The sequence below is a fragment of the Staphylococcus sp. FSL H8-0121 genome (genome assembly GCF_038008425.1).
Taxonomy (GTDB): domain Bacteria; phylum Bacillota; class Bacilli; order Staphylococcales; family Staphylococcaceae; genus Staphylococcus; species Staphylococcus pasteuri.
This window is the reverse complement of record NZ_JBBOZB010000004.1, coordinates 23,376-38,043: the sequence shown is the minus strand read 5'-3', so window position 1 is coordinate 38,043 and position 14,668 is coordinate 23,376. Positions and strand designations below refer to the sequence as shown.

General features: G+C 30.2%; 16 protein-coding genes. 9 read left to right on the top strand and 7 right to left on the bottom strand.

The features are described from left to right. Positions 1-16: 16 nt before the first annotated feature. Both LFT63_RS11495 and LFT63_RS11490 read left to right on the top strand, forming a co-directional pair. Positions 17-676 carry a helix-turn-helix domain-containing protein gene (locus LFT63_RS11495; protein ID WP_145519966.1) on the top strand — a complete coding sequence of 220 codons (660 nt, stop codon included), beginning with the start codon at positions 17-19 and terminating at the stop codon, positions 674-676. 12 nt (positions 677-688) lie between these two features. Beyond that, positions 689-1,864 (top strand): tyrosine-type recombinase/integrase, encoded by a 1,176-nt coding sequence (locus LFT63_RS11490; RefSeq protein ID WP_340769274.1) that lies wholly within the window; start codon positions 689-691, stop codon positions 1,862-1,864. Between the two features lie 68 nt (positions 1,865-1,932). On the opposite strand, the gene groL is transcribed toward LFT63_RS11490, so the two are convergent. Both groL and groES read right to left on the bottom strand, forming a co-directional pair. Next, positions 1,933-3,555, bottom strand: a complete 1,623-nt coding sequence (groL, locus tag LFT63_RS11485) for a chaperonin GroEL (RefSeq protein ID WP_340769271.1) — start codon at positions 3,553-3,555, stop codon at positions 1,933-1,935. Between the two features lie 55 nt (positions 3,556-3,610). After that, the gene (groES, locus tag LFT63_RS11480) at positions 3,611-3,898 is read right to left on the bottom strand and encodes a co-chaperone GroES (protein ID WP_046467588.1); all 288 of its coding nucleotides are present in this window, start codon (positions 3,896-3,898) and stop codon (positions 3,611-3,613) included. Positions 3,899-4,072: 174 nt separating this feature from the next. Between groES and mroQ the strand changes: the two genes are divergently transcribed. Further along, the gene (mroQ, locus tag LFT63_RS11475) at positions 4,073-4,816 is read left to right on the top strand and encodes an intramembrane glutamic endopeptidase MroQ (RefSeq protein ID WP_017638092.1); all 744 of its coding nucleotides are present in this window, start codon (positions 4,073-4,075) and stop codon (positions 4,814-4,816) included. 74 nt (positions 4,817-4,890) lie between these two features. Here mroQ and LFT63_RS11470 read toward each other — a convergent pair whose 3' ends face one another. Then, entirely contained in the window at positions 4,891-6,642 is a 1,752-nt protein-coding gene (locus LFT63_RS11470) for an SdrH family protein (protein ID WP_340769270.1), read from the bottom strand. 196 nt (positions 6,643-6,838) lie between these two features. On the opposite strand from LFT63_RS11470, the gene LFT63_RS11465 reads away from it, so the two are divergent. Both LFT63_RS11465 and LFT63_RS11460 read left to right on the top strand, forming a co-directional pair. Continuing rightward, positions 6,839-7,465, top strand: a complete 627-nt coding sequence (locus LFT63_RS11465; protein ID WP_017638094.1) for a nitroreductase family protein — start codon at positions 6,839-6,841, stop codon at positions 7,463-7,465. 114 nt (positions 7,466-7,579) lie between these two features. Then, a complete protein-coding gene (locus LFT63_RS11460) occupies positions 7,580-8,365 on the top strand; it encodes a carbon-nitrogen family hydrolase (protein ID WP_340769268.1) in 786 nt (261 codons plus the stop codon). A gap of 396 nt (positions 8,366-8,761) precedes the next feature. Here LFT63_RS11460 and LFT63_RS11455 read toward each other — a convergent pair whose 3' ends face one another. Then, on the bottom strand, positions 8,762-8,839 hold the full coding sequence (locus LFT63_RS11455; RefSeq protein ID WP_072291871.1) for a delta-lysin family phenol-soluble modulin: 78 nt from the start codon (positions 8,837-8,839) through the stop codon (positions 8,762-8,764). A gap of 64 nt (positions 8,840-8,903) precedes the next feature. Beyond that, on the bottom strand, positions 8,904-8,981 hold the full coding sequence (locus LFT63_RS11450; protein WP_123186446.1) for a delta-lysin family phenol-soluble modulin: 78 nt from the start codon (positions 8,979-8,981) through the stop codon (positions 8,904-8,906). 317 nt (positions 8,982-9,298) lie between these two features. On the opposite strand from LFT63_RS11450, the gene LFT63_RS11445 reads away from it, so the two are divergent. The 4 genes from LFT63_RS11445 to agrA are packed head-to-tail and all read left to right on the top strand — an operon-like array spanning position 9,299 to position 12,050. Then, a complete protein-coding gene (locus LFT63_RS11445; RefSeq protein WP_154876239.1) occupies positions 9,299-9,883 on the top strand; it encodes an accessory gene regulator AgrB in 585 nt (194 codons plus the stop codon). Next, on the top strand, positions 9,867-10,007 hold the full coding sequence (gene agrD, locus LFT63_RS11440; protein WP_029056063.1) for a cyclic lactone autoinducer peptide AgrD: 141 nt from the start codon (positions 9,867-9,869) through the stop codon (positions 10,005-10,007). The genes LFT63_RS11445 and agrD overlap by 17 nt, the downstream gene beginning before the upstream one ends. A gap of 24 nt (positions 10,008-10,031) precedes the next feature. Beyond that, positions 10,032-11,321, top strand: a complete 1,290-nt coding sequence (gene agrC, locus LFT63_RS11435) for a quorum-sensing sensor histidine kinase AgrC (protein ID WP_029056064.1) — start codon at positions 10,032-10,034, stop codon at positions 11,319-11,321. A 12-nt stretch (positions 11,322-11,333) separates the two neighbouring features. Further along, the gene (gene agrA, locus LFT63_RS11430) at positions 11,334-12,050 is read left to right on the top strand and encodes a quorum-sensing response regulator AgrA (RefSeq protein WP_029056065.1); all 717 of its coding nucleotides are present in this window, start codon (positions 11,334-11,336) and stop codon (positions 12,048-12,050) included. 71 nt (positions 12,051-12,121) lie between these two features. Here agrA and LFT63_RS11425 read toward each other — a convergent pair whose 3' ends face one another. Together LFT63_RS11425 and LFT63_RS11420 are read right to left on the bottom strand one after the other, a co-directional pair. Beyond that, positions 12,122-13,081: a carbohydrate kinase family protein gene (locus tag LFT63_RS11425; protein ID WP_340769262.1), complete on the bottom strand. Its 960-nt coding sequence runs from the start codon at positions 13,079-13,081 to the stop codon at positions 12,122-12,124. Beyond that, entirely contained in the window at positions 13,078-14,562 is a 1,485-nt protein-coding gene (locus LFT63_RS11420) for a sucrose-6-phosphate hydrolase (protein ID WP_029056067.1), read from the bottom strand. Before LFT63_RS11420 ends, LFT63_RS11425 begins: the two co-directional genes overlap by 4 nt. Positions 14,563-14,668: the final 106 nt, after the last annotated feature.

Genomic DNA, 14,668 nt, shown 5'->3' with positions numbered 1-14,668 from the left:
AAAAGGAGGGCAAAAAATGATTAGAAATAGATTATCGGAATTACTTTCAGAAAGAGGTTTAAAAACATCACGTGTCGCTAAAGATGTAAAAATTGCTAGAAGTTCACTTACCTCAATGATTCAAAATGATTCAGAAATGGTAAGATATGACGCTATTGATAAATTATGTAGATACTTAAACATTAATGTTAATGATTTCTTTGAATATGTGCCTATGAATATCGAGTTAACTATTGAAAATATAGATAATTTAACTACTTTTAATAACGTTAAAGTACTTCAAGATTTGTCAGAATCAATGATTTCTTTATATATAACTGCTGATTTCTTAATTGATATAGAATTTAATAATAAAGATTATGATTTTGATTGTGAATTATCTTTAAGTGAAGTGAAATATAATGGTTTCTTAAACGAGTTCATTTTTGTTCTAAAAAATGAAGATGAACATAGCAATTTAAAAGAAAAGATTGATAATCTTACTCCAGGTTTAAAAAAAATATTATTTAAAAAAATAAATAATTTACTAGCCGAAAATTTTAAGGTTGATTTTTTGAATAAAGCTGATGAACAAATTTCTTTCCCTGAATTTTCTGAACGTGAAAAATATGAAATACAAGAAGCGATAAAAAATAGTAAGTTTGCTATTAAATCTAATATTTTTACTGAATATTAAGTAGGTGTTCCTATGGCAAGTTACGATCAAATATCTAAAAATAACTGGCGTTATCGTATATCGTTAGGGAAAAATTCAGAAACGGGAAAATATGAATATATCTCTAAGACTGGCTTTAAACGTAAATCAGACGCTAAACATCAAGCTGAGATGATAGAACGTCAATTAAGAAATGGTGAATATATTCCTCCTTCTTCCAGCACATTTAAACAAGTAGCTGATGATTGGCTTAAACAGTATGCTAATGATGTAAAAGTAAGTAGTGTCAGAGCACGTGAGAAAGCTATACAACACGCCATAGAGCGTTTTAATACTAAACCAATACAAACTATCAAGAAACATGATTATCAACGCTTTGTGGACGATATGAGCGCACAGTATAGCAAGAATTATGTTGATAGTATTGTTGCCTCTACAAATATGATATTTAAGTATGCACATGATATGAAATTAATAAAAACATTACCTAGTGAGGGTATTAAACGACCTAAAAAGAAAGTCACAGTTGAGGAATTAGAAGAAAACGAAATCAAACAAAAATTTCTTGAAAAAGATGAATTACTACAATTTTTAAAGGTTGCTAAGAATCACCATTCACCACAGAATAGCTTTGAAGTATTTACCACTTTGGCATATACTGGCATGCGTGCAGGCGAATTATTAGCATTAAAATGGTCTGATATAGACTTTGAGAACAACACGATTAGCATTACTAAGACTTATTACAATCCGAATAATAATAAAAAGCATTATCAGATACTTACACCGAAAACTGAAAGCTCAATCGGTAAAATCTCAGTCGATCCCCACGTGATTCAATTACTCAAAGATTATAAGGTAAACGTCCAGGACACATGGAAAAATGAGCTTTATGTAGATAATAATTTTGTGTTTACTGATGTGAATGGTTATCCCCTTGTAATTAAAAAGCTGCAATTATGGATAAAAGCCATACTTAAAAAGACTGATATAACTAATAAACAGATTAGCACGCATTCATTCCGTCACACACATTGTGCGTTACTGATTGAAGCAGGCGTACATATTAAGGAAATACAAGAAAGACTACGCCACAAAGATATAAATACCACAATGAACATCTACGCAAAGATTACCAACTCATACAAAAAAGACGCTTCCCACAAGTTTAGTCAACTCATGGAAAACGTCTCAAAAGAATTATTTTAATATTTTTATGTCATTATTATGTCAAATGGAATGATCAAACGCCTTTAAACCAACGTTTATTGGCGTTTTTACATCATACCAGGCATTCCGCCACCCATTCCAGCTGAATCATTTTGATCTTTGTCAGGGATAGATGCAACAACCGCTTCAGTTGTTAAGAACATTGCTGCTACACTTGCTGCATGTTGTAATGCAGAACGAGTTACTTTAGTAGGATCCACTATTCCTTCTTCAAGCATATTTACCCATTCATTAGTTGCTGCATTAAAACCAACACCTGGATCTGCATTTTTTAATCGTTCAACAATGATTGAACCTTCTAAACCAGCGTTTTCAGCAATTTGTCTTACAGGTGCTTGTAATGCTTTTAAGACAATATTCACACCTGTTTCAACGTCTCCTTCTGCTTCAATTTCACTTACTTTTTTGTAAATATTAACTAAGGCAGTTCCACCACCAGCAACAATTCCTTCTTCTACTGCTGCTCTAGTTGAGTTCAATGCATCTTCAATACGTAATTTACGCTCTTTAAGTTCAGTTTCACTAGCAGCACCTACTTTGATTACTGCAACACCACCAGCTAATTTAGCAAGGCGTTCTTGTAATTTTTCTTTATCAAAGTCAGAATCTGTTTCTTCAATTTGAGCTTTAATTTGGCTAACACGAGCGTCGATGTTATTTTCATCGCCGTCACCGTCAACTACAGTTGTATTATCTTTAGTGACTTCAACTTTGTTTGCAGTACCTAACATATCAATTGAAGCATCTTTTAAATCTAATCCTAAATCATCAGTAATCACTTGAGTACCTGTTAATATAGCTAAATCTTCTAACATTGCCTTACGACGATCACCAAAACCAGGTGCTTTAACTGCAACTGCTGTAAATGTTCCACGCATACGGTTTAATACGATATTAGTTAATGCGTCACCTTCTACTTCATCAGCAACAATTAAAATTGGACGATTTGATTGAACAACTTGTTCTAATAACGGTAAAATATCTTGGAATGATGATATTTTCTTGTCAGTTACTAAAATATATGGTCTTTCTAATTCAGCAATCATTTTATCTGAATCTGTTACCATATATGGTGATTGATATCCTCGATCAAATTGCATACCTTCAACGACTTCTAATTCAGTATTAAATCCACTAGATTCTTCAATAGTAATAACACCGTCATTACCAACTTTTTCCATTGCTTCTGAAATGTATTTACCAATTTCTTCGTCAGCTGCAGAAATAGCACCTACTTGAGCAATTTCATTTTTATTTTCAACTTTTTGAGAAATATCATGTAATGCTGCAACTGCTACTTGTACTGCTTTATCGATACCTTGTCTTAAACCAACAGGATTAGCGCCACTTGTTACGTTTTTGAGACCTTCTTGAATCATCGCTTGTGCTAAAACTGTTGCTGTTGTTGTACCATCACCAGCAATTTCATTAGTTTTATTAGCGACTTCTTGTACTAATTTAGCACCCATATTTTCATAAGGATCTTCTAATTCTATTTCTTTTGCAATTGTTACACCATCATTTGTAATTAATGGTGCTGTATATTCTTTATCTAATACAACGTTACGCCCTTTTGGACCAATAGTTACTTTTACAGCATTCGCTAATTTATCTACACCGCGTAACATTGATTGACGTGCATCTTCTGAAAATTTTAAGTCTTTAGCCATTATGTCTGACCTCCAGTATAATAAGTAATTTCATGTTTTAATTTATATGTTTTATTTATTCTTCAATAATTGCTAATATGTCATCTTCATTTAATACGATGTATGTTTCATCGCCTCGTTTAACTTCTGTTCCTGCATATTGTTGAAATACAATTGTATCTCCTTCTTTAACTTCAGGAGCAACTCTAGAACCATCGTCTAATAAGCGGCCTTTACCCACTGCTTTAACGATACCTTCATTTGATTTTTCTTTAGCACTATCAGTTAATACGATACCGCTTTTTGTTGTTTGTTCTTGTTCTTTTCTTTCAATAATCACACGATTTCCTAATGGTTTAAGCATGATTGTTCCTCCTCGTGATCACAAATTTTAGCACTTTAACTTTTAGAGTGCTAAACTACTTTTAATAATAATCAAATTTGGTCAATATTTCAAGTCAAAGCACTCTTAAATAATTTTGTACATTAACTTTATTTACGATAAAATAAACTATAAACAGAAAATCGGAGGTTCATTATGAATAGATTTTGGGTATCTTTATTAACGATATTCATCTATGCCTTAGCTCAATTCTTACCTGGTATCATTTTAGGAAGTGGATTAGTTCATCTTGAAAAAGGCATGAAAACAACTCAATTTATGATATATACGCAAGTTTCATTATTTATTATTGCAGCTATCATAATTATTTTAATCAATTTAAAAATTAAAAATCCTACTAAACTTGAAGCTGGTTTTAAAGAACCTAAACGTTATATTTTAAGTTGGGCATTACTTGGTTTTTGTATCGTTATGCTTTATCAGGTCGTTGTTAGTTTAATTTATGTTGCGATTACAGGGCAACAACAACCGAGTCCAAATACAGAAAGACTTATGGCAATCGCAAGACAAATGCCAATATTTATTTTATTAGTTTCAATAGTAGGTCCAATTTTAGAGGAATTTGTATTCAGAAAAGTACTCTTTGGTGAATTATATAACGCGATTAAAGGAAATCGAATTGTTGCCTTTTTAATAGCTTCAATTGTTAGTTCCCTTTTATTTGCATTAGCACATAACGACTTTAAATTTATACCAATGTATTTTGGTATGGGCATGATTTTCTCCTTAGCCTACACTTATACTAATAGAATAGCTGTTCCAATAATCATTCATATGCTACAAAATGGAACGGTAGTAGTTATGCAAGTCTTTGGTGGAGAATCACTTAAAAAAGTCCAAGAACAAGCCAGTTTTATAATCCAATTGATTTTTAATTAGATATTTATATAACAATAGAGCCAGTCACTATTTTCAGTGATTGGCTCTATCTATATTTAATATACTTATTTTAATTATACTTCTTCATCTTCTTTTCTACGCTTAAATATAAATGCAATGATAACGCCTATAAAAATAGCTATGATACTACTACTTAGTGCAATTATAGTTCTATTCATTTTTGTATCTTTTTGATAGCTCTCTTTATGTTGATTTGATGTGTTTACTTTATCGTCGCTATGATTTTTAAAAGCGCTTGTATTTTTATCTTCTTTATCTTCTGGCTTTTTAAGTTCTGGCATTGAGCCAATATCTCCTGTAATTAAAGCTAAAACTTGTTCATCTAAGTTTTGATAATATGCTTTTGAATCTAAAGGATTAAAATACTGAAATCTGAAGTAATTTGATTTTTGCTGTAAAGAATTGAGGTATTGATTTCCACTAAACGTTTCTTTTCTAAAGATATTATAAATATCCCTATCAGATATAGCTCCATCCGAATCATTTAATTGATGAATTTGATTAATAACAAAAGGATTATATTTATAAGAACCATTTGCTAAAGAATTAAATCTTCTAATTAATGACTGTTGGTTTGACGTATGTTCAAATCCTTTTTGACTATTAAATATTGATTCAGGATTGTTCCACATAAATCTATTACTATCATATGTCGATGTATTACCTTGTGAATTAGATTTTTTTAATGGACCACTTGATTGGTTTGAATCATCAAATTTCGGCATTAAGTGTATAGAATTGTTATTATTTTGATAACGTCCATTATATTGATTATTTGATGAATTTTGTGAATTACTTGGTCTTTGGTACTTAGGCTTGTTTTGGACCCTATTATCAGAATTAGACTGATTTTGATTTACCTTACCGGATGAATGGTTAGATTCATTTGGGTTGTTTTGTTGATGATTGTCGTTTGTAGGTTTCTGATTTGAATTAGGTTTGTTAGGTTGATTACCATTTTGACCTTGTCCATTATGATTTGGATTATTATTATCTTGATCTTTACTAGGTTGATGACTATTTGTGCCTCCATTGTGATCATTAGACGGTTTGTCATGTTGATTTGACCCATTATTTTGATTATTGTCTTGGTTGTCATCCTTACCACTGTTTGAATCATTTGAGCTATTATTATCGTCTTGATTGTCGTCTTTACCACTATTTGAATCGTTTGAGCTTTTATTATCGTCTTGATCATCTTTTCCAGTATTTGAACCATTATTATCTGATGAATCATTATCATTTTTATCATTTTTATCATTTGATTGATTATTGTTTGAATCTGAATTGTCGTTTTGATTAGATCCATTATCATTTCCATTGTCGGAATTACTTTGACTGCTATCGTTGTTGTCATTACCATTTTGTGAGTCATTTTTTCCATTTGAATTTGATGAATCATCATTATTATCAGCGTCACTATTTTGGTTATCGTCTTTACCAGAATCGCTATTATTTCCTGGATTATTATTTTGTTGGTCTGAGTCTGAAGGTTGTGATGAATTATCATTTGTGTTTGAACCTTCATTAGATGCATTCGAATCATTTGTTCCTTCATTAGTGTTATTATCAGAATTTGTGTCTTGATTTTCATTTGAAGATGATTCATTAGTCTCTGAATTAGTTTTATTATCCTGAGAACTAGAAGTATTATCATCTTTATTAGAGTTATTTTGTTGGGATGTATCATTTTGATGTGTTGTATTAGTGTTTTCGGCCGCATGGACTGAATTACTAATTAATGAAGTACTTAAAATCAATGCAAAACTTGACAACATTATCTTACTTTTGGGTTTATTATGCATTAATAGTCACCTCCTTCTACTAATTGTTTACTATTCAAGTATATATAAATTATCCTAAGAATGCATTGATATATGTTTATTGAAAAATAATATTAATACTTTTGAAATTTTCTAGTAATTATTTGTTTACTTTGATGAGTATAATATTTATACTTAAATTATAAATAGTTATTAACTATAACAAAGGAGAATGATTATGGGTTTATTTAGTAAAAAAAATGATGAAGTATCATTTAATGATGCTATGGAACAACGTCGTACCATTTATAATTTAGAAAGTACAATTTCAATAGACGATTCAGAATTAGAAGAATTAATTGCACATGCTGTTAAACATGTACCTTCAGCTTTTAATTCACAATCAACACGTATCGTTTTATTATTAAATGATAAAAATGAAAAATTCTGGGAAAACACTAAAGAAATTTTAAAAGAAACAATGGGTCCTGATCGTGACTTTGAACCAACACGTCAAAAAATTGATAATTTCAAACATTCATATGGCACAATTCTTTATTATGAAGATAAAGATGTTATTACTGGTTTACAAGAAAAAATGCCAAACTTCTATGATAATTTTGAAATTTGGTCTAACCAAACTAATGCAATGCACCAATATGCAATTTGGACAGCATTAGCAACTAAAGGTATCGGTGCTTCATTACAACACTATAATCCAATTGTTGATGAAGCTACTGCGAACGAATTCAATATTCCTAAAACTTGGAAATTAGTTGCTCAAATGCCATTTGGTAATGTGCGTGAAGAAGCTGGCGAAAAAGATATTAAACCAGTTGAACCTCGTTTCCTTATCAAAAGATAATTTTGTATAATATATGTAAGTGAGATAAATTCTGCTATGGATTTATCTCACTTTTTTGATATATAGCAATTTATTTAGTATCTTATAGTTAATCTTAATTGAGGAGTGATATATATGAAAGTTCAGTTATTTCAAATATATATCGAGTATGGTCAAGCAGAGCAAAATAAAACCAAAATCAAACAATGGTTTGAAAATGAATTAGAAAATGATACTGATGTTGTCGTCCTTCCAGAAATGTGGAACAACGGATATGCATTAGAAAAATTAAATGAACTTGCAGACAAAGATTTAAATGACAGTTTACCGTTTATCTCTAATCTCTCTCAAACTTATCAAGTTGATATTATTGCTGGTTCTGTATCAAATCAAATTGGTCAAAATATTTATAATACCGCCTTTTCGGTCCTATCAAATGGCAAGTGTATTAATCGATATAACAAAGTTCATTTAGTGCCTATGCTTAGTGAACCTGACTTTATGTCTCCAGGCAAACAAGTGCCTGAACCTTTTGAACTTTCAGATGGAACTTTAGCTACTCAAATCATTTGCTATGATTTAAGATTTCCTGAATTACTAAGATATCCTGCACGAAGTGGCGCCCAAATTGCATTTTATGTAGCGCAATGGCCAACTGTAAGATTAAATCACTGGCTAGCATTATTAAAAGCACGTGCAATTGAAAATGATATGTTTGTAGTAGGTACAAACAGTTGTGGTAATGATGGTCAAACTGATTATGCTGGTCATTCTATTGTCATAAACCCAAATGGTGAAGTTATTGCAGATTTAGGAAGTGATGAAAGTACTTTATCTATAGATATCGACGTTAATGAAGTATTAGAACAACGTCAAGCTATTCCAGTGTTTGATAATTTAAAACTCAATTTATATAAATAATAGCTAAACACGCTTAACAATACCTCGTTGGGCGTGTTTTTATGTATAAAAATAAGCCGTGAGCTTGGGAGAAACTCACGGCTTTAGATAACTTATTATTAAGGGAATGTTTTTACAGTTATTTTTCAATCTATTTTTTGGGGATGTTATTAATTATGAAAAATTTAGTGAATTTATCTATTTTATAATGATAAATTGAATGTTGTTTACGATAGCTTACATGCTAGAAAATACCTAATTAAAGGTAGCTAAGAATAATACGTAACACTGAGTCCAAGGAAAACTACAGTTTTATTAGTAAATGTTTCGTCACCTACTAATGTTATAAGTTACTAAGTTGGGAGGCTTAATAACTTACCTTTTATACGAAGAAAACAAAGTTATAATGAATTTCTATTATTTAGCGAATTTTTTTACTGTATCTAAAATCCATTTTACAAAATCACCAATTGTTGAAATGATATCTGCAGTCATTGAAATCACTCCTTCCTATTGAATATTGTAAATCCTAAATACTCATCTTAACTAAGTTAAAAAATTATTTTTGAAATTTTTTAACAGTGTTAATGATTAATTTTACTAAATCACCGATTGTTGAAATGATATCTCCTGCCACTGAAATCACTCCTTCCTTTTAGTAATGGAACTAGAATTACTTTAGTAAATAATTCTAATAAGTAGATTAAGCAATTTTTTCAACTCTATTTCCATCACATCTCTGTGATATAAGTCTATTAAAACATGGTTATGATTAATTGAATTAAAAATTTCCTAACTCGTAATATTTTATACTAAACTGTAAACCTTTTTATGATAAAATACTTTTTAGAAAGTTCATTATACAGTTAAGTATATATTTTTGACAGTTAGGCATAAACTCCAAAAAGAGTTGCACAAAATTGTATAATGATACTCAAGGAGAGTAGTGAACAAGTGAAAATAATAGATACAAAAATTGATCAATTTGCCAACTACTTGCAACAAAGAAATAACTTGGATCGTATACAATTTCTAAAAGTTCGTTTAGGTATGCAAGTTGTCGTAAGTAATATTGCTAAGTTTATCGTAACCTATGGATTAGCTTTAATAATCCATGTATTTTGGTACACGCTTGTAACTCATATTGCATATATGATTTTAAGATTTTACGCTCACGGGTCACATGCTAAATCTTCATTATTATGCCATATTCAAAACGTATTAATATTTGTTATTATGCCATGGTTAATTGTGAGGTTATCGATAGGTCACTTTTCAATGTTAATATTAGCATTAATCGGATATTTCATTGTAATTACTTATGCACCTGCTGCAACAAAAAAACAACCTATACCTAAACGCTTAGTGAAAAGGAAACGAATACTCTCCATTGTTTTATATATAATATTAGTTATTATTTCGTTTATAGTTAAAGAACCATATTCACAATTAATTTTATTTGGATTAATTGTTGAATCAACTACATTACTACCTATCTTTTTCCCTAAGGAGGATTATTACTATGGAAACTTTAGTTAATTTATTTTTTAAATTTTTCACATCAATAATGGAATTTGTTGGGTTAGTTGCTGGAGCGAATCCTTGTGCTGGTTATTTTGATGAACCAGAAGTACCAGATGAACTAACAAAATTATATGAATAAAATATATTAGAAAGTGTGCATTGTATGGATGCTCTAAATTTTCTACCAACAGCTGCATTACAAGTAGCATTACTTTTTTGGGTTGCTAAAATTATTATTAATATAAAATTTAAATTAAGGGATTATATAACCATTATTGGGGTTATAATCCCTTCAGTTATTATGTACTATTATTTCAACAAATTTGGTCTTATATTTATAGTAATTGCAATGTTTGTTTTCTATTATTATAAAATCAAATTATTTTCATTAATAATTACCTTAATAAGTAATTTGATTATGTATCTAAGTAATTTCTTGGCTGTAAGTTTTTATCTAACAATGGTTAATATTTTTCCCAAAAGTCAAATATTAGTTATATTTCATTTCATTTTATTTTATTCTATCGCTTTGTTATTAGCTTATTTTATTAGAACTTTGCTAAAAAAACTTAAAGAATCTTATCTTTCGTTAAATAAAACATATATTACTATTATTTCTGTTGTATTATCATTTTCTTTTGTGTTCTTTTACATAATTTCACAAACTGACATGAGTGCACCTAATAGTTTAAGATTATATGCAATTGTATTCGTTGGATTAATCATCTTTTTAAGTATTATTATTTTCATTCTATCCATGTTCACTCTACGAGAAATGCGTTACAAACGTAACCTTCAAGAAATTGAAACGTATTATGAATATACTTTAAAGATAGAATCCATTAATAATGAAATGCGTAAGTTTAGACATGATTATGTCAATATTCTTTCTACGATGTCTGAATTTATTCGTGAGGATGATATGCCAGGCTTGCGTCAATATTTTAATGAACAAATTGTACCGATGAAAGATAACCTACAAACACGTTCATTAAAACTTAATGGTATAGAAAAATTAAAAGTTCGTGAAATTAAAGGTCTTATTACAACAAAAATTCTACAGGCTCAAGAAAAAGAAATAGCGATTAGTATCGAGGTTCCAGATAATATAGAACGTATTGATATGAACACAATAGAATTAAGTCGAATTATTGGCATCACTTTAGACAACGCCATTGAGGCCTCTGAGCCGCTTGATGATTCATTAATACGTATCGCCTTTTTCAAAGAAGAAGAATCTGTCACACTTATTATTATGAATAAATGTGATGATGATATTCCACGCGTACATGAGTTATTTGAAGAAGGTTTCTCAACAAAAGGAAAAAACCGTGGACTAGGTTTATCAACCTTAAAAGAAATTACTGATAATAATGAAAATGTACTGCTAGATACAGTCATAGAAAATGGCTTTTTTGTTCAAAAAATTGAAATTATAGAGAAAGAATCATAAGGATGTGAAACTATGAAAATTTTCATTTGCGAAGATGATCCAAAACAAAGGGAGAATATGAGTTCAATTATTAAAAATTATATTATGATTGAGGAAAAACCTATGGAGCTTGCTCTCGCAACTGATGATCCTTATGAAGTGCTTGAGCAATCAAAAGAAATGAATGATATCGGTTGTTATTTCTTAGATATCCAACTCGAAGCAGATATTAATGGTATTAAATTAGGTAGTGAAATTCGCAAACATGACCCTGTTGGCAATATTATATTTGTTACAAGTCATAGCGAACTAACATACCTCACCTTTGTATACAAAGTGGCGGCGATGGATTTCATATTTAAAGATGACCCAGCAGAACTGAAAACACGAATTATTGATTGTTTAGAAACCGCTCACACAAGACTTAAGTTATTATCAAAAGAAAGTAATGTTGAAACAATCGAATTAAAACGTGGAAGTAATTCAGTGTATGTACAATATGACGATATTATGTTTTTCGAATCATCTAGTAAATCACATCGTTTAATCGCCCATTTAGATAATAGACAAATCGAATTTTATGGTAATCTTAAAGAATTAAGTCAATTAGATGACCGCTTCTTTAGATGCCACAATAGTTTTGTAGTTAATCGAAGAAACATAGAATCAATTGATTCAAAAGAACGTATTGTCTATTTCAAAAACAAAGAACATTGTTATGCATCTGTTCGAAATGTTAAAAAAATCTAGTACATCTTTTCTATTTTATTAAATGATAAAACCATCCGTAATCTCTATACGGATGGTTTTTTGTATATATTTTATAATTGATTTTCTAAATCAGCTAATGTTGGAATACTTTCAATAGCACCATATTTCGTTGTTACTTGTGCAGCGACATTATTACTAAATTTTAAAATTTCGTCACCGTAATTTTTGAACAATTTTGGAATATCAATTGCTTGTTGTTCTAAAATTTTACTAATGACTGCTCCAATAAATGCATCACCTGCTCCAGTCGTATCAATCGCTTTAACATTCACGCCTTTTTGATGTTTTTCAGTTCCATCTTTTAAATAAATAGATGCACCATTTGGCCCTTTCGTATAAATAACTGCTTCAACATTTCCTTTAAACAACGAGTTAATTGCTTCTGACTCATTTTGTTTGCCAGTTATAAATTCAATTTCTTCGTCTGAAACTTTAATAATATGTGCTTTCGGTATAAACTCTAAAATTGCATTTCGGCAATCATCTTCATTATCCCACAATGGAAGCCTTACATTAGGATCAAAAATAATTGTACCTTGTTCCTGTTCAAATTTTTCAACTAATGCTAAATGTGCTTTTTTCATTGGGCTTTCCACTAAATCTACTGAGCAAAAATGTAGTACGTCTTCTTTAGTAATTTGTATTTTATCGATATTATCTGCATCATATAACATATCTGCAGATGGCTTACGGTAAAATGAGAAATCTCTTTGACCATCTTCTTTTAAACTTACAAATGCAAGTGCTGTATTAGCCTCATTTGTTCTCTCAATATATTGAGTACCTATACCAATGTCATCAATTGTTTCAAGGATAATATCACCGAACGCATCATTGCCTAATTGAGTTATCATTTCTGCATGTCCACCAAGCTTTTGTACAGTACATGCAACATTACATGGTGCCCCTCCAACTTGACGTGAAAATTGTTCAACATCCTTTAATGCTTTATTTGTCACAGTTGGCATAAAATCAATTAATGCTTCTCCTATTGCGAATAAACGTCTCATTGATTGTCACCTTTCAAATCATATTTAGTAAATTGTAAATATACTTGTCCTGATTCTGTAGATGTTTTAATGCCTGTTGCGTTATTATCTGGGAATATTCTTGAAGTTAATACACGTTCACCATCATTACAGAAAATCTCAATACTTGAGGTATCAACGTAAATACGTAATTGTGATAGTGATGAATCTAGCTTCGTACTACGAGTCGTACCCTCAACATTACCAGGTAACAAACCACTTTCGGTACGATCAAGCGTTAAAGTATTCATTTGCTTATTATATGAAATCACAGTTGATTGATTTTTAGATGTTCTTAATTCGAAATAAATTTCTGAAGCATCATTTTCTAAAATATCTATAATCAATTCATACTGCTTACCTTCATATGGATGTAATTTGGTTGTGAATTTATTGGCATATCCTAAAGCTGTTTCTTTGTTGTAACGTAACTTTTCTAAGTTTTTAATAGGACGTTGTTTTAATTTACCATTTTCAATATTTAATACTCTAGGAAGTGTTAGACAGTGTGCCCAACCTTCTTCGTCTGTTGGGTATGTAGTATCTGGTAATCCCATCCAACCAATTAAAATACGTTGTCCATTTTCATCTAAAAATGTTTGTGGTGCATAAAAATCAAAGCCCTTATCTAATTCTAAAAATGCTTCGTGATCAAAGTTAAGTGTTTCAAAGTTTAAATCTCCAATTAAATAACCTGATTGATAAATATTTTGATATTTATCTTCTTCACTTTCAATGCCTTGTGGACAAAACATTATGACATCATGTCCATCTAACTCGAAATAATCTGGGCATTCCCACATATATCCAAATTGATTTAATTTTGTTTTGATTTCGCCGAGATAGTGCCAATTCACTATGTCTGTAGTTTGATATAGTAATAATTTACCAAATTCGTCATTTGTCTGTGCGCCTATAATTGCGTAATATTTATCATTATGACTAAATACTTTAGGATCTCTAAAATGACTTGTATATCCTTCAGGTTGGTGGCTAATGACTGGTTTAGGAAACTTTTCTACAGTTCCGTCATCTTTAAGTCTAGCTATCATTTGTGTTGCTTGTCTTTGCCAATCATGATCACGATGATTACCTGTATACATATAATAAAGATGTCCTTGGTATTCAAAGGCACTACCACTATATACACCATGGCTATCATATTTTGTATCTGGGCTTAATATGACACCTTCAGGCTGAAAGTGTACTAAGTCTTCACTCGTATAATTATACCAATACTTCAATCCGTGAACTGCACCTAGCGGAAACCATTGGTGAGAAATATAATATTTTCCATTAAAATATATTAAACCATTTGGATCATTTAATAATCCCATCTCTGGTTGAATATGATAAGTTTGTCTATATGGAGATAATTGTGTTTGTTGTTTTAATTCCAATAACTTGTCGCTATCAATATCTTCCATACGTTGATAACGCTCTTCTCTAGTCCATTCCTTCATTCATATCCCCCTAAATATATTAATATTAATTGTTAGTTTTATTCGATATCGTTTACTTTAAATGACATTAATATTTTATCATTTTTACTGGTATCGGTTCCATATG